Source organism: Nocardioides sp. NPDC047086, assembly GCF_040643685.1.
Lineage (GTDB): Bacteria > Actinomycetota > Actinomycetes > Propionibacteriales > Nocardioidaceae > Nocardioides.
The window spans coordinates 1-18,251 of record NZ_JBEYUV010000041.1 but is presented as its reverse complement, the minus strand read 5'-3'; the positions used below and the strand labels follow the sequence as shown (position 1 = coordinate 18,251).

The window sequence follows — 18,251 nt, the reverse complement described above, 5'->3', positions numbered from 1 at the left end:
TCTCGTCCCATGCCCAAGGTCAGCGAGCAGCACCGCGCAGAGAAACGCCAGCAGATCATCGCGGCGACGCTGCGCTGCGTGGAGCGCGACGGCTTCCACAAGACGACGATGGCCGCGGTCGTCAAGGAGTCCGGCCTCTCGGCAGGGTCGGTCTACACCTACTTCCGCGGCAAGAACGACATCATCCACGCGATCGCCCAGTCCGGCCTGACCGGTGTCACCGCCGCGATCAACCGCCTCGTTCCCGAAGAGGGCTCAGGCATGGACGCTCCCCCGCCGGAGTGGGCGATCGAGGCCGCCACCCAGCATCTCCTCGATCTCGGCGCCGAGCTGGGAGTCGATCTCCCCCGGATCGCCCTGCAGACCTGGGCGGAGGCCGCGCGCGACCCGGAGATCCACGCGATCATGGCCCCCGAGGCACGCCGGATCCGCGACGCCTGGCGCAACTACGCCGAGAAGGCCATCGACGCGGGCCAGTTCCGCCGGGGCGCCGACCCCGAGCGGATCGCGATGGTCCTCACCGGTCTGCTGCCGGGCTTCATCCTGCAGCGGATCATGCTGGGTGACGTCACGCCGAAGATCTACGCGGCAGGGCTCGCCGACCTGCTCGACTGACCCGCGCGACCGGGACCGACCCCGACCTCACGCCCAGCGGGCGACCCAGTAACGCACGCCGTAGGGGTCGTCGTCGTAGTCGACCGCCACCGTCCTGACGGTGCGCAGCAGGTCGGCGGCCTCCACGATCGGGCCGACGTCGGCCCAGAGCTCATCGGCCAGCCCGAGATCGAGCGCGTCGAGCGCCTCGGGGTCGGGAGTCGTCAGCGCCTTGCCGAGCACGTCGTCGAACCCGGCGGCCCGCGGGTCGAGGTGCCCGGGCGCCTTCTCGCTGCGGCGGGCCGAGCCGTTGGCGACGATGAGGTAGGCCGCCTCGCCGCTGCTCACCGGAGCCGTGCCGACCTCGGCCAGCAGCGCGGAGGCCACTCGGGCACCCTGCGCCCCGGCGATGACACGTACGTCCTCCCCCAGCCATGCCGCCGCTGCCAGGCAGGCCGAGCGGAGCTCGTCGACAGGGTCCTCGAGCGAGGAGTACTCCGGCAGCAGGGCCAGACATCCCGGAACCAGCGCCACTCGAGTCACTGCAGCCCCCTGATCGCTCGCGCCGGGAGCCGTCTCCCGGCGATCGTCCAGGCCATGTCGACGGTCTGCCGCGTCTCCGGCACCTGGTGGACCCGGTAGATCCGGGCACCGGCCATCGCGCAGACGGTCGTCGCGGCCAGGGTGCCGAGGAGGCGCTCCCCGACCGGCAGGTCGAGCGTCTCCCCCACGAAGTCCTTGTTGGAGAGCGAGACCAGCACCGGCCAGCCGGTCGCGACCATCTCGCCGAGACGGCGGGTGATCTCGAGGGAGTGGAAGGTGTTCTTCCCGAAGTCGTGGGCCGGGTCGATCACGATCGAGTCCTTCGCGACTCCGGCGTCCAGGGCGCGCTGGGCGTAGCCGAGGGTCGAGTCGATCGCGTCGCGGACCACGTCGTCGTACTCGATCCGGTAGGGCCGCGTCCGCGGCGTCACCCCTCCGGTGTGGGTGCACACGATCGCGGCGCCGTGGGCGGCGGCGACGTCGACGAGCTCCGGGTCGGCCCCGCCCCAGGCGTCGTTGATGAGGTCGGCGCCGGCCGCGCACACCGCGTCGCCGACCTCGGCACGCCAGGTGTCGACCGAGATCACCAGCGCCGGGAACTCCTCGCGCACCCTGGCGACGAAGTCGACCACACGGGCCTTCTCCTCCGCGGCGCCGATCTCGGTGCCGGGGGCGGCCTTGATCCCGCCGATGTCGACGATCTCCGCGCCCTGGGAGGCCACCAGGCGTACGCGCTCGAAGGCTGCGTCCTCGGCCCAGGTCGCTCCCTTGTCGAAGAACGAGTCCGGGGTGCGGTTGACGATCGCCATCATGAGCGCGTCCTCATCACCGAAGGCATGTCGTCCCAGGCGCAGCATCAGGCGACCATACCGCCCGAGGCGTCGCGCACCGGCGGCCGCTCCAGCAGGCTCACGGAGCGGTCGACGACCTTGGTCGAGCCGTCGATCGGGATGTACTGCCGCATCTCGACGTCGTCGCCCGCCGGGCCGGTGCCGAGGCGGCGCGACATCATGCCCACGATCTGGGTCGCCATCAGGCCGAGATCGAAGAGGTCCTGGTGGCTGTGGTCGCGCTGGCCGAGGTCGACCTGGGCGATCGCGTCCATCCCGCGCGTGTCCAGGGTGTCGACGAGGGCGGCGAGCTCCACGCCGTAGCCGGTCGGGACCCGCAGCCGCTCGAACAGCGATCGCCGGATCGACCACTCCCCCGCCAGCGGCTGGATCAGGTCCCGTAGCGGCCTGCGGTGGAGGGCTAGTAGCGGGCGGGCGACGAGCTCGGTGACCCGGCCGCCGTCGAGACCGTGCTCCCCCGGGCGCCGGTAAAAGCCCTTGACCAGCTCGATCGTCGGATTGTTGACAAGGGGGCCGACCAGGCCGCGTACGAAATGGGTGTCCCAGTCGGTCAGGTCGGCATCCATGAAGACGATCAGCTCACCGGTGGTCACGAACTGCGACTTCCACATCGCCTCGCCCTTGCCGGGGTAGGAGCCGAGCTCCGGCCGGATCGCGGCCGAGGCATAGACGTCGGCGCCGGCATCGGCGGCGATCCGCGCGGTGTCGTCGGAGGAGTCGGAGTCGATGACGACGAGCTCGTCGACCAGGTCCGAGGTCTCCATCAGGCTGGTGCGCAGCTTGTCGACGAGGCCGCCGACGGTCGCGGCCTCGTTGCGCGCCGGGACCACGAGGCTCACCCGCTGGCCCTGCTTGGCCGCGACGAGGTCGGCCAGCGACCAGTCGTCCCAGTGATGGGTGTTGCTCTGCGACCACGACATGTCCAAACCCTATCGACGGTGTCCTCGAACACCGGACCGATACCCGATCCGGCCGGTTCCCAGCCGTCGGTTACTGCGTGTCCTCGTGCGAGCGCGCGAAGGTGAGGGTCTCGTCGGTGGCGCCGTTCATCCACACGTCCTGGCAGGCCTGCGCCATCTCGTCGAGGCCGTCGACGACCGTGCCGAAGACGTTGCCAGGCACCCACCCCTGGTCGCCGTTGATGAGCAGGTTGTTGCGGCCGTAGAAGAGTGCAAGGTCGACGATCTCGCTCATCGCGCCCGGGCCGCGGTCTTCCGGATAGCCGTAGGACGGGTTGCCGAGGTCGTCGGAGGAGAAGGCGAAGTAGCACAGGTCGCCGGGGATCGGGGTGACCGTCGTGTTCTCCTTGCCGGGCTCCTTCGCGGCGAAGGCGGGCACCAGGTGATAGATCTCGTTGCGGGCGTACTTGCCGTGGAAGACCTGGCTGCTGAGCGGCAGTGCGTCCCAGACGGCACCGGCGGTACGCGGCGCCTCCTCATCGAGCAGGCGGGCGAGGCAGGAGACACCACGGCGCTCCAGGGTGACGGTGATGTAGCGGCTCATCAGGCTCCTCGTGGATTGTCGACAGGTCGGACGAACAGCTCGCCGCTGGCCCGCTCGTAGGCTCGCGCCGCTCTGAGTACCCGGGCGTCGTCGTGGCGGGCACCGACGATCTGGAGGCCGACCGGCAGGCCAGCGGCGGTGGTGCCGCAGGGCACACTCGCCGCCGGCTGCTGGGTCATGTTGAACGGGTAGGTGTAGGGCGTCCAGCTCGGCCACCACTGCGAGGGCCAGCCCGCCGGCGCCTGCAGTCCCCTCTCGAAGGCGGTGATCGGCATGGTCGGAGTGACCAGGAGGTCGTACGTCTCGTGGAACCGCCCCATGAGCCGGCCGAGGTCCATCCGGACCGCCATGGCGTCCAGGTAGTCGGCCGCGGAGCCGCGGCCCTTGGTCTCGATGCCTTCGCGCAGCAGCGGGTCGATCCGGTCGATCGCACCGGCCGGGTAGGCGTCGACGACCTTCGCCGCACCGCAGAACCAGAGCACGTCGAACGCCTCCACCGGGTCGGTGAAGCCGGGGTCTACCTCCTCGACCTGGGCGCCCTCGGACGCGAGCACAGCGGCTGCCGCGCGGACCAGCCGCTCGACCTCCGGGTCGTTCTGGACGTACCCGAGAGTCGGCGAGAACCCGATCCGCAGCCCTTCGACACCGTCGTCCAGGCCGGTCAGGAAGGAGGCTCCCGGCGTGGGCATCGCCGACCAGTCGCGCGAGTCGAAGCCGGCGACCACGTCGAGCAGCGCCGCCGCGTCGGTGACGGTCCGGGTCATCGGGCCGGCGTGCGAGAGGGTGCCGAAGGGGCTGGCGGGATAGAGCGGGATCAGTCCGTAGGTCGGCTTGATGGTCACCGTGCCGGTGAAGGAGGCCGGGATCCGGACCGAGCCGCCGCCGTCGGTGCCGAGCCCCCACGGGCCCATGCCGAGGCCCACCGCCGCCGCGGCACCGCCGCTGGAGCCGCCGGAGGTCAGGCCCGGGTCCCAGGGGTTGCCGGTGGAGCCGTGGCGGAGCGAGTCGGTGACGCCCTTCCAGGCGAACTCCGGTGTCGTCGTCTTGCCGGTGATCACGGCGCCGGCCTCGCGCAGCCGCGCGACCGCGGGTGCGTCCTCGGTCCACGGCCCGGCCTCGTCGATGAGCCAGGTGCCGCGGATTGTCGGCAATCCTGCAGTCCACAGGATGTCCTTGACCGAGGTCGGTACGCCGTCGGCGCTGCCGAGCGGACGCCCGGCCCGCCATCTCTCGGTGGACGCGGTCGCCTGGGCGAGGGCGCCGTCGGGATCGACCCGGACGAACCCGTTCACCGCGGCGTCGCGCTCCTCGATCGTGTCGAGCACCGACCGCGTCGCGTCGAGAGGGGTGAAGGCGCCCGAGCGGTAGCCGGCCACGAGCTCGGCAGCGCTCAAGGCGCTCAGCTCGGATCCGGAGGCAGGCTTCGGGTCGCTCATCGGGTCGGTCATCGTCCCTCCCCCTGCTCCGCGATGACGAAGCCGCGCTGCTTGTCGACGACGTTCAGCAGCGGCTCGCCTCTCGTCCAGCGCCGTGCGTTGTCGACGAACTGGTCCGCCAGCGCCTCCCGCCAGCCCTCGTAGTCACCCGACATGTGCGCCGAGACCGCTACCCCCGGCATCGTCCACAACGGGCTCTCGGCCGGCAGCGGCTCGACCTCGAAGACGTCCAGGGACGCCGCCTCGACCGGACCGTCACGGAGTACCGAGACGAGCGCTGCCTCATCGACGATCTGCCCCCGCCCGACGTTGACCAGGTGACTGCCCGGCTTCATCGCCGCGAGCACGTCCTCGCTGATCAGGCCACGAGTCTCCGCGGTCAGCGGGGCCGTGATGACGACGTGGTCGGCCCAGCCGACATGGGCGACCAGGTCGGTGCTAGCGAGGACCTCACCGAAGTCGGGATCGTCGCTGCGGGCGGTGCGGCCGGCGCCGCGTACGTCCATCCCGGCCGCGCGCAGCAGCCGCGCGGTCTCGCGACCGATCGAGCCGGTGCCGACCACGAGCGCGGTCTCGGCGCTGATCAGCCGAGTCTCGCGACGCAGCCACTTCCGGGCCGACTGCAGGTCGCGGCTGAGGTGGATGTCCTTGGCCACGGCCAGGATCGAGCCGAGCACGAACTCCGCCATCGCCCGGTCGAAGATCCCACGGGCGTTGGTGACGATCACGTCGGAGGCGACCAGCTCCGGGAACAGCAGCTTGTCGACCCCGGCGGCGGCGACGTGGATCCAACGCAGAGCGCCGGTGCTCGGCCACGCGTCACGGACAGCCTCGGAGAAGTAGTCCCACAGCAGCAGCGCCTCGGCTCCGCGGAGTGCGTCGGCCAGGCCCGGGGCATCGGTATAGGTGAGCTCGGCATCCGCCTCGAGGCGCTCCATCCCCGCTGGTCTGCCGCCGTCGGGCGGACAGAGGATCGTGATCGCGGGGCGCCGGGACGTCTCCAAGAAAAATCCTCCGTCGCACTAGACACACCTCGGCAACAATCTGGGACTACGCTAGGAGAGCAGATTGCAGATTGTCAACAATCCTAGCGAGGTGCGATGTCTTCAACGGTACGCATCGCCGTGGTCGTCCCCCATGACATGGTGCTCGACCACGAGCTGTGGCGGTGGGCCCCGGCCGACACCAGCCTGCTCTTCACCCGGACGCCCTACACCGATCGCGAGGTCACCCTCGAGATGGCCGAGGAGATCAGCGAGACCGCGGTCCTCGAGCAGGCCGTGCGTGACCTCTCGGCCGCCGAACCACACCTCTACGTCTACGCCTGCACCTCCGGCAGCTTCGTCCACGGCCGGCACGGTGAGCGCCGGCTGGCCGCGGTGATGCGCCGCGCCGGCGGCGCTCCCGCGGTCACCACCTCCGGCGCCGTGCTGGAGTCGCTCTTCGCCCTAGGCGTCTCCCGGGTCGCGGTCGCGACCCCCTACGACGCCGCACTCGCCGCCCGGTTCGGCGCCTTCCTGGCCGAGGCCGGCATCACGGTCGTGAGCACCGGCGACCTCGGACTCGGCCACCACATCTGGGAGGTCCCCTACGAGACCACGCTCGAGCTGGTGCGAGCCGCCGACACCGACGCCGCCGAGGCGGTCGTCGTCTCGTGCACGAACCTGGCGACGTACGACATCATCGGCCGGCTCGAGGCCGAGCTCGGGAAGCCGGTGATCTCCGCCAACCGGGCGACCATGGAGGCCGCGCTCCGGATGGTCGGGCGCACTCCGCCGACGACCGAGAACCTGTGGGGGCAGGCCTCATGACCCGGCCGCCGGTCATCGGGCTGCTCTATCCCGGCCACGCGGCCGAGGACGACTTCCCGGCGCTCGAGAACGCGCTCGGCGGCACGATCTGGCTACCGCTGGTCCACACCTCGATGGGTCGCGACGAGCACACCGTCGCGGCTCTCCTCGACACGGGCTCCGCGGACAGGCTCGCCGCGGGCGCCGACGCGATCGGGGTCCACTCCCCCGACGCGGTGATGTGGGCGTGCACGTCGGGAAGCTTCGTCTTCGGGTGGGACGGCGCCGCGGCCCAGGCAGCCGCGATCGGCGAGCGCCTGCGCTGCCCCGCCTCATCGACCTCGATCGCCTTCATCGAGGCGGCCAGGACGCTCGGGCTCAGGAAGGTCGCCGTCGCCGCGTCCTACCCCGAGGAGCTGGCCGGGCACTTCCGCTCCTTCCTGGCAGCCGGCGGGATCGAGGTCGTCTCCTTCGGCGCCAGCGGGATCTTCACCGCCGTCGACGTCGGCCGTCTCGGCCCGGACGCGGTCCTCGAGATGACCCTGGCCGTCGACGTTCCCGACGCCGAGGCCGTCCTCGTTCCCGACACCGCGATGCACACCCTGACCTGCATCGATACGTTGGAGAAAGCCCTCGGGAAACCCGTGCTGACGGCCAACCAGGTGACCATCTGGGAAGGCATGCGACTCGCCGGTGTCTCCCGCCCCCTGCCCGGGCTCGGAGAGCTGTTCAGGTAGCGTCGCGGCTTTACGTAAACCTCCCGTCACACCCCGCGCCACCTTCCGCGCGCCTAGTCAGGGCGCACAGACAGCGCTAACGTGGCGCAAATTGTTGACAACCCTACTGTCAACACTGCGGGTCAACAGCGGTCCCCAGCCATCAATCACACCGAATAGGTGAGAAGAAATGTCAGGAACCCCAACCATCCCCTCCAACGAGGCACAACCCGACAAATCGAAGCTCCGAAGAGCCATCACCGGCTCAGCGGTCGGCAATGCGACCGAATGGTTCGACTACGGCGCCTTCGCCTACGTCGCGACAGAGATCACCGCCAACTTCTTCCCGGAGTACGGCTTCGCCGGCACGGCTCTGACCTTCGCGATCTCGTTCATCCTGCGACCGCTCGGCGGCATCTTCTGGGGCCCCCTCGGCGACCGCATCGGTCGCCAGCGCGTCCTCGCGATGACGATCATCCTGATGGCGGCCGCCACCTTCCTGGTCGGCTGCCTGCCGACGTACGACTCGGTCGGCATCTGGGCCGTGGTCCTGCTCGTCCTGCTCCGGGTGATCCAAGGATTCTCGACCGGCGGCGAGTACGGCGGTGCTGCGACGTACATGGCCGAGTGCGCCCCCGACAAGAAGCGTGGGTTCTACGGCAGCTTCCTGGAGTTCGGCACCATCGTCGGCTTCACCGCCGCCATCGCCGTCGTCTTCACCACCGAGTCGATCATCGGTGACGCGGCGATGACCGAGTGGGGCTGGCGCATCCCGTTCCTGATCGGTGGTCCGATCGGCCTGGTCGGCCTCTACATCCGGTCCAAGCTCGAGGAGACGCCGGTCTTCCAGGAGCTCGAGACGCAGGACGCCGTCGAGGGCGGTGCCGGCGCCGCGCTGAAGGATCTCTTCTCGCTGTTCTGGAAGCCGATCCTCACCCTGATCGGGCTGGTCGCCGCGCTCAACATCGCCAACTACACCTTGCTCGCCTACATGGCGACCTATCTGCAGGAGGAGGCCGGCTTCAGCAGCACCGACGCCGACCTGCTGGTCATCTTCGGACAGATCGCGATGCTGGTCTTCCTGCCGATCGCCGGGGCACTCTCGGACAAGGTCGGCCGCAAGCCGATGTGGGGTGGCTCCTTCATCGGGCTGATCGTGCTGTCGGTCCCGATGTTCCTCCTGATCGGCCAGGGCTTCTGGCCGGCGGTCCTCGGGTTCACGGTTCTGGGCATCGTCTACGTCGCCCAGCTGGCGACCATCTCGGCGACCTTCCCGGCGATGTTCCCCTCGCAGGTGCGCTACGGCGGCATGGCGATCGGCTACAACATCTCCACCGCCGCCTTCGGCGGCACGGCCCTGTACGTCAACAACGCGCTGATCGGCGCCACCGGCGACGTGCTGATGCCGGCCTACTACATGATCGCCGGATCGGTGGTCGGCCTGATCGCGCTGTTCTTCGTCGTCGAGACGGCGGGCAAGTCGATCCGGGGCACCGAGATCCCGGGTACGCCGGAGTCCGAGGCCGAGCTCGCCGAGCTCGACAAGGCCGCCGAGGTCGACTGATCGACGACCACGATCGAGCGTGCCGGGCGCCCCACCCGCACCCGGCACGCTCGATCGATCGATTCACCGCCGGACCGGCCACATGCAATGATTGTCAACAATCAAACTCTTTCTCGGTGACCATCGGAGACCACGTTGACAGTGACATCGAGCTTCGAACCCGTGCACAGGGAGTCGACGGCCTCGGTCATCGCTCGCCAGCTGCGTACGGCGATCATGGAGCGCACCCTGCAGCCGGGCGCGCAGCTGAGCGAGACCGCGCTCTCGGCCCAGTTCGGAGTCAGCCGCGGACCGCTGCGCGAGGCGATGCAGCGGCTGGTCCAAGAGGGCCTGCTGCGCAGCGAGCCCAACCGCGGGCTCTTCGTGATCGAGCTCGACGAGGCCGACATCCGAGACATCTACGTGGCCAGGGCGGCCGTCGAGGGCGCCGCCGCCACGATGATCGCCAAGGCACGGATCCCCGCGGCGCTGCGCGAGCTCCGCGCCGCCTGCGACGCGATGACGAAGTCGCTCGAGCTGGGCGACCCGGCGGCGCTGAGCGACGCTGACTTCCACTTCCACGACGTGCTGGTGCAGTGCTCCGGGAGCCGGCGCCTGGCCCGGATGCACCAGACCCTGATCGTCGAGACCAGGATGTGCCTGACCGCGCTGGAGGGCACCTATCAGCAGCCGCTCGAGCTGGTCGAGGAGCACAACCAGATCGTCGACGCCATCGAGGCGGGCGACGTGAAGCTGACGCTCAAGCGCGTCGAGCTGCACATGGACGAGGCGCTGCGGCGCCTCATCCACGCCGAGGACGACGACCAGGGCTACGTCTAGCCCCGGGTCACATCGCGATCCCGACATACTTGGTCTCGAGGAACTCCTCGATCCCGGTACGCCCGCCCTCCCGCCCCAGTCCCGAGGCCTTGACGCCGCCGAAGGGCGCGGCGGGGTTGGAGACCACGCCCTGGTTGAGCCCGACCATGCCGGACTCGAGCGCCTCGGAAACCCGCAGACCGCGGCGCAGGTCATTGGTGAAGACGTAGTTGACCAGGCCGTACTCGGTGTCGTTGACCGCCTCGACCACCTCGTCCTCGGTGTCGAACGGCGTCAGCGGCGCGACCGGCCCGAAGATCTCCTCGCTGCCCATCTTCGCGGAGGCGGGGACGTCGGTGAGCACGGTCGGCGGGTAGAAGTAGCCGGGACCGTCGGGGGCGGTCCCGCCGGTCAGCACCCGCGCCCCGCCGGCGACGGCGTCGTCGACGAGGGTCTGCACCTTCTCCCTGGCCGCCTCGTCGATGAGCGGCCCGACGCGTACGCCCTCCTCGACCCCGCGACCGACGGGCAGCTCGGACATCGCCTTGGCGAGCCGTTCGCCGAACTCCTCGATGACGGAGCGCTGCACGAAGATCCGGTTGGCCGCCGTGCACGCCTCCCCCGTGTTGCGCATCTTCGCCGCCATCGCGCCCGCAACCGCTTCGTCGATGTCGGCGTCCTCGAAGACGACGAAGCCGGCGTTGCCGCCGAGCTCCATGGACGTACGCAGCACCTTGTCCGCGCTCTGCGCGAGCAGGACGCGGCCGACCGCGGTGGAGCCGGTGAAGGAGAGCTTGCGGATGACGCCGGAGCGCAGCAGCGGCTCGGTCAGCTCGCCCGGCCGGGTCGTCGGAAGAATGTTGACAGCCCCCTCGGGCACACCGGCCTCGCGCAGGATCTCCCCCAGCGCCAGCATCGAGAGCGGTGTCTGCTGGGCGGGCTTGATGATGCTCGTGCAGCCGGCCGCGATCGCCGGTCCGATCTTGCGGGTCCCCATCGCCATCGGGAAGTTCCACGGCGTGATCAGCAGCGCCGGCCCGACCGGCTGCTTCGTGATCAGGAACCGGGAGCCGCCCGCGGGCGCGGTCTGGTAGCCGCCCTCGATCCGTACGGCTTCCTCGGCGAAGTGGCGGAAGAACTCCGCGGCGTACGCGATCTCGCCCCTCGCCTCGGCCAGCGGCTTGCCCATCTCGAGCGTCATCAGCAGGGCGAGGTCGTCGACCCGCTCGTGCAGGAGGTCGAAGGCGGCCATGAGCATGTCCGCCCGGGCCCGCGGCGCGGTGGCGGCGAACTCCTTCTGCACCCCTGCCGCGGCCTGGAGCGCACGGGCACCGTCCTCGTGGGTCGCGTCGGCGACCGCACAGAGCACCTCCCCCGTCGACGGGTCGAGCACGTCGAAGGTCGCACCGTCGCCGGCATCCACCCAGCGACCCGCGACAAGGAGCCCCTTCGGTACCTCGGCGACGACCCGTGCCTCGTTCGGTTCCTTGCTCATGCCGCATCAGCCTCCCAGGTCAGCGTACGGCCGTCCGGCTGACAGCCGACCAACGCTGGCCTACTGTAGTAGCCAGTCGGATTGTCGACAATCAACAGGAGTCCACGGTGGCCAAGCTCTCCCCCATCCTCAAGCAGGCAACCCCGGTGGTGGCGGCTCGCGGCGAAGGCGTCCAGCTCTTCGACGAGGGCGACCGCCGCTATCTCGACTTCACCGCCGGCATCGGCGTGACCAGCACCGGCCACAGCCACCAGAAGGTCGTCGAGGCCGCGCAGCGTCAGATCGCCAACCTGGTCCACGGGCAGTACACGACGGTCAGGCACCGCCCGCTCCTCGACCTGGTCGACCGCCTCGGCACCGTCCTCCCCGCCGGCCTCGACAGCCTCTTCTTCGCCAACTCCGGCTCGGAGGCCGCCGAGGCCGCGATCCGCCTGGCCCGCCAGGCCACCGGTCGCCCCAACATCGTCGTCTTCCACGGCGGCTTCCACGGTAGGACCGTCGCGGCCGCCTCGATGACCACCTCGGGCACCAAGTTCCGCGCCGGCTTCAGCCCGCTGATGGCCGGCGTCGTGATCTCCCCCTTCCCCGATGCGCCCCACTTCGGCTGGCCGCAGGAGCAGGCGACCGAGTTCGCGCTGCGTCAGCTCGACTACACGCTGCAGACCCAGAGCGCCCCGGCCGACACGGCCGCGTTCCTCGTCGAGCCGGTCCTCGGCGAGGGCGGCTACGTGCCCGCCGACAAGGCCTTCCTCGACGGCCTGCGCGAGCGTGCCGACAGGCACGGGATCCTGCTGATCATCGACGAGGTGCAGACCGGCTTCGGTCGCACCGGCGAGTTCTGGGGACACGACCACTTCGGCTCGCGTCCCGACATCATCATGACCGCGAAGGGCCTGGCCTCCGGGTTCCCGCTGTCCGCGATCGCGGCGAGCGAGGCGCTGATGTCGAAGGCCTGGCCCGGATCGCAGGGCGGCACCTACGGCGCCAACGCCGTCGCCTGCGCCGCTGCCCTGGCGACCCTCGATGTCATCGAGGAGGAGGGCCTGGTGAAGAACGCCGCCGAGCGCGGCGCCGAGCTCCGCTCCGCCCTGGAGCAGGTCGCGAGCAAGCACGAGGCGATCACCGACGTACGCGGCCTCGGGCTCATGCTCGGCAACGAGTTCCGCAACCCTGACGGCGAGCCGGACGGCGCCACCGCCGCCGCGGCCCAGCAGGAGGCTGCCAGGCGCGGCCTGCTGCTGCTCACCTGCGGCGCCTGGGGCCAAGTCGTGCGGTTCATCCCCGCCCTCGTCGTCGACTCGGCGGCGATCGACGAGGCAGCCGGTCTCTGGGCCCAATCGGTCGAAGCCGTCCTCGGCTGACCGCGCGGATCACACCATGACGTACGACCTCGAGCGGTTGCTCCGCTGGGAGCAGGCCGGCGCGACCTGGGAGGCGCTCTGGCCACGCGCCGGAGAGGTGACCATCGTGCTGTGCACCTGCGACAGCGGCGAGGAGGTCGACCGCTTCACCTCGGCCGCCGCCGACCTGCTCGACCATGTGAGAACGGCCGAGCTCAGCGCAGGAAGCTGAACCCGAGCACTGCCACGCACATGACCAGCGAGGACATGGCGTTGAGAAGCAGGTTGCGGCCGACATCGTGGGCCCGGAGATGGGCACAGACCGCGAGCACGAAGTAGGCCACCAGCGCCGCGCTGGTCAGCGCCCCGACGTACGGCACCCACAGCCCGGCGATCAGGCCGGCGGTCGCGGCGACCTTGACCCAGGGCATCACCGGCCACAGCGCCCGCGGCAGCCCGACGTCGGTGAAGCACCGAGCGATGAAGGCGGCCGGCTTGAAGCACATCGCCGCATCGACGAGCTGGATCACCGCGAGCAGCACGACCGGCCACCACGGGTTCGGAAGATCGTTCACGTACGCCGAGACGACCCCGCCCAGATCGTCCTGCCCTGCGGCGTACATCCCAGTGACGACGAGCGTCGCCAGCGCCAGCACGAGACCACCGGTCGCGCGGCCCAGGCTTCGGTCCCCCACGCGCAGGTGCGCACCGACCGCGAGCACGAAGAACACCACGAATCCGGCGGCGGCGACGATCCCGACGGCCGGGACCGCCGGCCCGACGAGCAGGCCCAGGAAGCCCAGCCCGTAGGAGGCCCCGATCGGGAACCTCAACCATTCTTCCGGCACCGAGAGCCGTCGGGCCTCGGTCGCGGGTATCCGGTGGCCGGTCAGGTTGAGCACCGCCCCGCCGAGCGCGGCGATCGAGGCGAGGAGGGTCAGGGTGAGATAGGCGGCCGTCATGACCATGAGGACACCGGCGGCCCCACGGTTGTGCCGCGGACCTACCTGCTCAGCAGGCTCGCGATCGCGCCGAGTCCCGCGAGGCCGGCGTCACGGGCCGCGACGACCGGCCCGTTCTCGACCTGGCCGAGCGCGCCGACCAGTCGGGAGGCCCGTACCAGCCGCTGGGTCGCGGGGCGCCGGGTGCGGTCGTAGGCCACCAGAGCACTCTCGATGCGAGCGTGGCCGGTGAGCTGCGCGGCCAGGACGGCAGCGTCCTCGATCGCGGCGCAGGCACCCTGACCGAGGTTGGGGGTCGTCGCGTGCGCGGCATCCCCGAGGAGCACGACCCGCCCGTGGTCGAACCGCTTCAGCGGCAGCCGCAGGTCGCAGACGTCTCCGCGGAGTACGGCGCTCGGCGGGGTCGCCGCCAGCAGCTGCGGGATCGGCTCGTGCCAGTCGCCGACCAGCGCGGTGACGTCGGCGTGGTGGTCCCCGCCTGTCTCTCCCGCCGGTCGGTTGGCGGTGGCGAACCAGTAGGTCCGGCCATCGACCAGCGGAACGTGGCCGACGCGCACCCCGGTCCCCCAGGTCTCCCCGCCCGTGGTCGAGGCTTCACCCGGCACCGGCTCCGCGGTGACGCCGCGGTAGGCGGTGTAGCCGGCATAACGTACGTCATCGCGCTGGTGCAGCTCGTTCCTGATCGTGCTGCGGATCCCGTCGGCGGCGACCACCACGTCGGCCGGGCCGCGGCCGTCGACGTCGTCGAGATCAGCGAGGCCGGTGACGGTCACCCCGGTGCGTACCTCGACTCCGTCGCGCGTCGCGAGCTCGCCCACCAGAGCCTCGTGCAGCCGGGCCCGGTGCACCATCACCGGGGTCCGCTCGACGGCGTCGGGGCCCGCCTTCGCCAGCCAGCGCCCGTCGGGCCGCCGTAGCCCCGCCTGGATCGCCGGCCGGGCCCCGTCCGCCAGGCGATCCGCGACGCCGAGGTCGGCCAGGATCTTCCACGCCCGCGGCCAGATCGAGAGGCCGGCACCGACCTCGCCCAGCTCCGGAGCACGCTCCAGCACGGTCACCTGCCACCCCACCCGGGACAGCGCGAGCGCCGCGGTGAGCCCTCCGATCCCCGCGCCGACGACCAGAGCGCTGCGTCCCGCTGAGCTGTTCACGACTCGAAATCTAGCCGGATGAGTACTCGCACTCATGCGCCCGGCGCCCCGATCGGGGAGTCTGGAGACATGAAGCTCCTCGTACGCCTCGCTGTGATCCTCGGCGCCAGCATCCTGTACTCGTTCGTGATGACCAACGTCTTCCCCACCGAGGACGCCGACATCGGTGCCGGCCTGATCTACTTCGCGGCCCTCCTCGTCATCTCCGGGGCCTGGGGTCTGTGGGACGGCTACCACGCGACCGTCCTGCCGCCCGTCTTCGTACGCTGGACGGTGGTCGCCCTGGTGATCGGCCTCAGCGGCCCGCTCAAGATCTGGTTCGAGGAGGGCCGGGACGTCGGCGTACTGCTGAGCGACCTGCGCTTCCTGACCCCGTTCGTGGCCGGGCTCGTCCTCGCTCCCGCTGCGGTCGGGATCGCGCTCGGCTACGCCCTCAACAGCCGGGACCGGAGCCTGCCGGGGAGCGCGCCGCACCAGCCCTCCCTCTAGACCCTCCCTCTAGGCTCTCCCCAGCAACCGACCCAGGAGGAGCGCGCATGACCACCTTCCGTGAGGCCATCGAGGCCAAGGACATGGATGCCGTCGAGGCGATGCTCGCCGACGACGTCGTGTTCACCAGCCCGGTCGCGTTCAAGCCCTACCCCGGCCGGGCGATCACCGCCGCGATCCTGCGCGCGGTGGTCAAGGTGTTCGAGGACTTCACCTACGTGCGCGAGATCCACGACGGGGTCCATCACGCCTACGAGTTCACCGCCAAGGTCGACGGTCTCGAGCTCAACGGCTGCGACTTCCTCACCTACGACGCCGAGGGCCGGATCGTCGACTTCAAGGTGATGGTCCGCCCGCTGCGTGCCGCCGAGGCCCTCGCCGCCCGGATGGGCGAGCAGTTCGAGGAGATCAAGGCCGCCGCGATGCGGGGCTGAGGCCGACTACTCGGCCGGTCGACCCTCGCGCCGCTCCTGCTGCCGCTGCTGTGCCTCAGGCAGGAACTTCAGGCACGGCGCGTCCGCCTCGGGATGCTTCTGCGTCAGGTGGAAGATCCATCGGTCCATCGCCGCCATGAAGCCGTTGTCCTCACCGGCGCGATAGGTCGCCCACTTGATCCTGTCCCTGACGACGCACTCCGTGCAGGTGACCTTGTAGACGAACTGCTCCCGGGCGTCGAGGTCGATCCTCACCGTGGCCAGGGACCCGGCCTGGGAGGCGGCCTTCCGCTCACGAGCGGACCTGCTCGCTGTCATGCTGCACCTCGTTCTGGTCGGGAGGTGAAGCCTACGTCAGCACGTCGTGACCACGTCGAAGCGGCCGCCCGCAGACTCCTGGAGGGCCGTCACGGTGGCGTCGCCCTGCCCCAGGTAGTCCTCGGAGACGTTCGCGTAGAACGGGTTGTAGGGGTTGGTGCCGTAGGAGTGGGCGCGCCCGGCGGCCTCGTGCTGGGCGTTGGTCGCCGAGCCGCAGTAGAGGCCCGGCTCTGTCGGCGGGTCCGTGGGCTCCTCGGTCGGCGGGTCGGTCGGCGGGTCGGTCGGCTCGGTGCTCCGCTCGACCCGGCGGTTGTTGTCGAAGAAGAAGTCCGTGACGTACGCCGGGTAGTCGATCGAGTTCGTCGTGACGTACGAGCCACCGGGGCCGCCGCCGGCCGGCCAGTTGTGTCCCATCCCGGTGTTCTGGATCAGGGAGACGCGCGGGCCGCTGCCGTCCGACCACAGCGTGCCGGAGCCGGCGGTGTTGTTGCCGGCCAGACCCGAGAGCGAGAACGAAGACTGCGCGGAGGCACCGTAGATCCCGGCCATGACCTGCGCGTTCAGAGAGTTGTAGCCGGGCGCGACGGTGGTGTCGTTGGAGCCGTAGATCACCGAGGTGACCTGGCTGCCGAAGTCCGAGGACGCCGACCCGGCGAAGGTACGGCAGGTGTTGGTCACCTGCGTCTGGGTCACCGCCACGGACCCGATCTGCCCCGAGGTCGTGCCGACCGAAGGGCCGGCGTTGATCCCGATCCCGGCGAACACGTCGGGCGCGAGGCAGCCCATCACCATCGTCTCGCCACCGCCCGAGGACAACCCCGAGAGGTAGACCTGGTCGGGGTCGATGTCCAGCGCCGGATCGGCGAGCAGGTCGCTGACCAGCTGGAGGAGGTTGTCGTCGTGCCGCCCCGGCGAGGTCCGGGAGTGGTTGCCGTCGTAGTAGTCCCAGCACCCGAGGAGTACGCCGCCGTTCGGCGCCGCGGGGATCGCGACGACCATCCCCCGCGCGTCCGCGGTCGCGGCCCAGTTGCCGCCGTCGCGCAGGTTGGCCGAGGTCTGGACGCAACCATGCAGGTTGACCATGAGCGCACGCCCGGTGCCGAGCGTCGGCGCGGTACTGGGAACGTACAGCTGGGTCGTCATCCCGCCCGCCGTCCGGGCCGTCCACGTGCCCGCGGCGGCCGCCGGGTCGACGGAGGGCGCAACCGCGATCGCCGCACCTCCGGCCAGCACCAGGCCGGCCACCGCCAGCACGGCACCGATCCGTCGTTGCCGGAACCTGGGTGAGATCCGAAACCCGAGACGCATACCGATCCTCCTGAGCGAGCCCGCCCGCCGCCTCCCGGCGAGCAGATCGACGGTAGATGTGACGGCCGCCACAGGTCTATGTCGACGCGGACCACAATCCGCTGCTGGGATGTATCGATGCGATGCCGGTCACCGGTAGAGCTCCTCGTCGATGCTCGCCAGCCGCGACGGATGCACCCGCTCCCCCAGCCCGTAGAACTGCTGGAAGCTCATCACCAGCGGCCGCCACCGATCGGGGTCGATCCGGTTGGGGTGGCCCTCGAGGCGTAGCTCCGGCGCGACCCGCACCGCCGTCACCGCGACCTCCACCGCGGCCAGCTTCGGCTCGCCGAGCTCATGGAGCGCCCGCACCGTCCCCTCGATGTGCACCGGGCACTCCGCGACCGACGTCGGCAGCACCGTGTCCGATCCGTACGCAGTCAGCCCGGCATGCGCGTACTTGTCGGACACATGCACATACCCTCGCGCCGCCTTCGCCGCCGACATCGCCGCGTTGCCCGTGGTCAGCGCAATCCGATCGACCTCGGTGACCAGATCAACCCCCGGAAGGTTGAGCACGATCTCCGGCCGATCCCTCAGGTTGAGCGCCGTCTGCGACGAAGCCCCGACCCCAAGAACCGCCGTACGCCCCAGCCAGAACACCGACGACATCGGCATGAGATTCGTGGTGCCGTCCTCGTTGAGCGTGGAGAGCACCACCACCGGCGTGCCGAAGTAGAGGATGGCCGGATCGATGTCGACATGCGTACTCATAGCTCGAACCTAGGGCGACCCGCGCGCGGACTCCGGCGGAAACCGGACGACGCACTTCCCGATTGGGCGGAATTCGACCTCGCGGTCAGGGGCGGCGGGTGAAGCGGATGGTTGATTCGCCCTGGGTTTCGTTCCGACATCTTTGACAGGATTGGGAACGATGCCGAAGAAGTACTCCTCCGAGATGCGTGAGCGGGCGTTGCGGA

At 70.2% G+C, this 18,251-nt stretch carries 21 protein-coding genes; 9 read left to right on the top strand and 12 right to left on the bottom strand.

Translation table 11 applies throughout. The features are described 5' to 3' along the window. Positions 1-9: 9 nt before the first annotated feature. Positions 10-615, top strand: coding sequence for a TetR/AcrR family transcriptional regulator (locus tag ABZ796_RS23520; protein ID WP_357340218.1), 606 nt, complete (start codon positions 10-12; stop codon positions 613-615). 27 nt (positions 616-642) lie between these two features. Here ABZ796_RS23520 and ABZ796_RS23515 read toward each other — a convergent pair whose 3' ends face one another. From ABZ796_RS23515 to ABZ796_RS23490, 6 genes are all read right to left on the bottom strand, one after another. Beyond that, a complete protein-coding gene (locus ABZ796_RS23515) occupies positions 643-1,137 on the bottom strand; it encodes a hypothetical protein (protein WP_357340216.1) in 495 nt (164 codons plus the stop codon). After that, complete coding sequence (gene folP / locus ABZ796_RS23510; protein WP_357340214.1) at positions 1,134-1,994, bottom strand: dihydropteroate synthase; 861 nt, start codon at positions 1,992-1,994, stop codon at positions 1,134-1,136. Before folP ends, ABZ796_RS23515 begins: the two co-directional genes overlap by 4 nt. Beyond that, positions 1,994-2,908, bottom strand: coding sequence for a glucosyl-3-phosphoglycerate synthase (locus ABZ796_RS23505; protein WP_357340213.1), 915 nt, complete (start codon positions 2,906-2,908; stop codon positions 1,994-1,996). The genes folP and ABZ796_RS23505 overlap by 1 nt, the downstream gene beginning before the upstream one ends. 70 nt (positions 2,909-2,978) lie before the next feature. Then, a complete protein-coding gene (locus tag ABZ796_RS23500; protein WP_357340212.1) occupies positions 2,979-3,491 on the bottom strand; it encodes a DUF3830 family protein in 513 nt (170 codons plus the stop codon). Next, positions 3,491-4,939: an amidase gene (locus tag ABZ796_RS23495; protein ID WP_357340210.1), complete on the bottom strand. Its 1,449-nt coding sequence runs from the start codon at positions 4,937-4,939 to the stop codon at positions 3,491-3,493. The genes ABZ796_RS23500 and ABZ796_RS23495 overlap by 1 nt, the downstream gene beginning before the upstream one ends. Further along, positions 4,936-5,931 carry a D-2-hydroxyacid dehydrogenase gene (locus ABZ796_RS23490; RefSeq protein ID WP_357340209.1) on the bottom strand — a complete coding sequence of 332 codons (996 nt, stop codon included), beginning with the start codon at positions 5,929-5,931 and terminating at the stop codon, positions 4,936-4,938. Before ABZ796_RS23490 ends, ABZ796_RS23495 begins: the two co-directional genes overlap by 4 nt. A gap of 96 nt (positions 5,932-6,027) precedes the next feature. Here ABZ796_RS23490 and ABZ796_RS23485 point away from each other — a divergent pair, with 96 nt between their 5' ends. The 4 genes from ABZ796_RS23485 to ABZ796_RS23470 all read left to right on the top strand — a co-directional run bounded on the left by ABZ796_RS23485 (position 6,028) and on the right by ABZ796_RS23470 (position 9,816). Beyond that, positions 6,028-6,738, top strand: coding sequence for an Asp/Glu/hydantoin racemase (locus tag ABZ796_RS23485; RefSeq protein ID WP_357340208.1), 711 nt, complete (start codon positions 6,028-6,030; stop codon positions 6,736-6,738). Continuing rightward, positions 6,735-7,454, top strand: a complete 720-nt coding sequence (locus ABZ796_RS23480) for a maleate cis-trans isomerase (RefSeq protein ID WP_357340206.1) — start codon at positions 6,735-6,737, stop codon at positions 7,452-7,454. Before ABZ796_RS23485 ends, ABZ796_RS23480 begins: the two co-directional genes overlap by 4 nt. A 169-nt stretch (positions 7,455-7,623) precedes the next feature. Further along, positions 7,624-8,997 carry an MFS transporter gene (locus ABZ796_RS23475; RefSeq protein ID WP_357340205.1) on the top strand — a complete coding sequence of 458 codons (1,374 nt, stop codon included), beginning with the start codon at positions 7,624-7,626 and terminating at the stop codon, positions 8,995-8,997. 162 nt (positions 8,998-9,159) lie between these two features. Then, complete coding sequence (locus tag ABZ796_RS23470; protein ID WP_357340203.1) at positions 9,160-9,816, top strand: GntR family transcriptional regulator; 657 nt, start codon at positions 9,160-9,162, stop codon at positions 9,814-9,816. 7 nt (positions 9,817-9,823) lie between these two features. Here the strand turns inward: ABZ796_RS23470 and ABZ796_RS23465 are convergent, their stop codons facing one another. After that, on the bottom strand, positions 9,824-11,290 hold the full coding sequence (locus ABZ796_RS23465; protein ID WP_357340201.1) for an NAD-dependent succinate-semialdehyde dehydrogenase: 1,467 nt from the start codon (positions 11,288-11,290) through the stop codon (positions 9,824-9,826). 107 nt (positions 11,291-11,397) lie between these two features. On the opposite strand from ABZ796_RS23465, the gene ABZ796_RS23460 reads away from it, so the two are divergent. After that, the gene (locus tag ABZ796_RS23460; protein ID WP_357340199.1) at positions 11,398-12,651 is read left to right on the top strand and encodes an aminotransferase class III-fold pyridoxal phosphate-dependent enzyme; all 1,254 of its coding nucleotides are present in this window, start codon (positions 11,398-11,400) and stop codon (positions 12,649-12,651) included. A gap of 16 nt (positions 12,652-12,667) precedes the next feature. Next, positions 12,668-12,862 (top strand): hypothetical protein, encoded by a 195-nt coding sequence (locus tag ABZ796_RS23455; protein WP_357340197.1) that lies wholly within the window; start codon positions 12,668-12,670, stop codon positions 12,860-12,862. Here ABZ796_RS23455 and ABZ796_RS23450 read toward each other — a convergent pair. Next, complete coding sequence (locus tag ABZ796_RS23450) at positions 12,846-13,592, bottom strand: DoxX family protein (RefSeq protein WP_357340195.1); 747 nt, start codon at positions 13,590-13,592, stop codon at positions 12,846-12,848. The two genes, ABZ796_RS23455 and ABZ796_RS23450, sit on opposite strands and share 17 nt — an antisense overlap. Positions 13,593-13,633: 41 nt before the next feature. Continuing rightward, positions 13,634-14,743, bottom strand: a complete 1,110-nt coding sequence (locus ABZ796_RS23445) for an FAD-dependent oxidoreductase (protein ID WP_357340193.1) — start codon at positions 14,741-14,743, stop codon at positions 13,634-13,636. Positions 14,744-14,761: 18 nt separating this feature from the next. On the opposite strand from ABZ796_RS23445, the gene ABZ796_RS23440 reads away from it, so the two are divergent. Beyond that, the gene (locus ABZ796_RS23440; protein ID WP_357340192.1) at positions 14,762-15,232 is read left to right on the top strand and encodes a hypothetical protein; all 471 of its coding nucleotides are present in this window, start codon (positions 14,762-14,764) and stop codon (positions 15,230-15,232) included. A gap of 47 nt (positions 15,233-15,279) precedes the next feature. Further along, entirely contained in the window at positions 15,280-15,666 is a 387-nt protein-coding gene (locus ABZ796_RS23435) for a nuclear transport factor 2 family protein (RefSeq protein WP_357340190.1), read from the top strand. 6 nt (positions 15,667-15,672) lie between these two features. Here the strand turns inward: ABZ796_RS23435 and ABZ796_RS23430 are convergent, their stop codons facing one another. From ABZ796_RS23430 to ABZ796_RS23420, 3 genes are all read right to left on the bottom strand, one after another. Then, a complete protein-coding gene (locus ABZ796_RS23430; protein ID WP_357340189.1) occupies positions 15,673-15,984 on the bottom strand; it encodes a hypothetical protein in 312 nt (103 codons plus the stop codon). 36 nt (positions 15,985-16,020) lie between these two features. After that, positions 16,021-17,292: a PHB depolymerase family esterase gene (locus ABZ796_RS23425; RefSeq protein WP_357340188.1), complete on the bottom strand. Its 1,272-nt coding sequence runs from the start codon at positions 17,290-17,292 to the stop codon at positions 16,021-16,023. 129 nt (positions 17,293-17,421) lie between these two features. Next, complete coding sequence (locus tag ABZ796_RS23420) at positions 17,422-18,045, bottom strand: flavin reductase (protein ID WP_357340187.1); 624 nt, start codon at positions 18,043-18,045, stop codon at positions 17,422-17,424. Between the last annotated feature and the right edge of the window lie 206 nt (positions 18,046-18,251).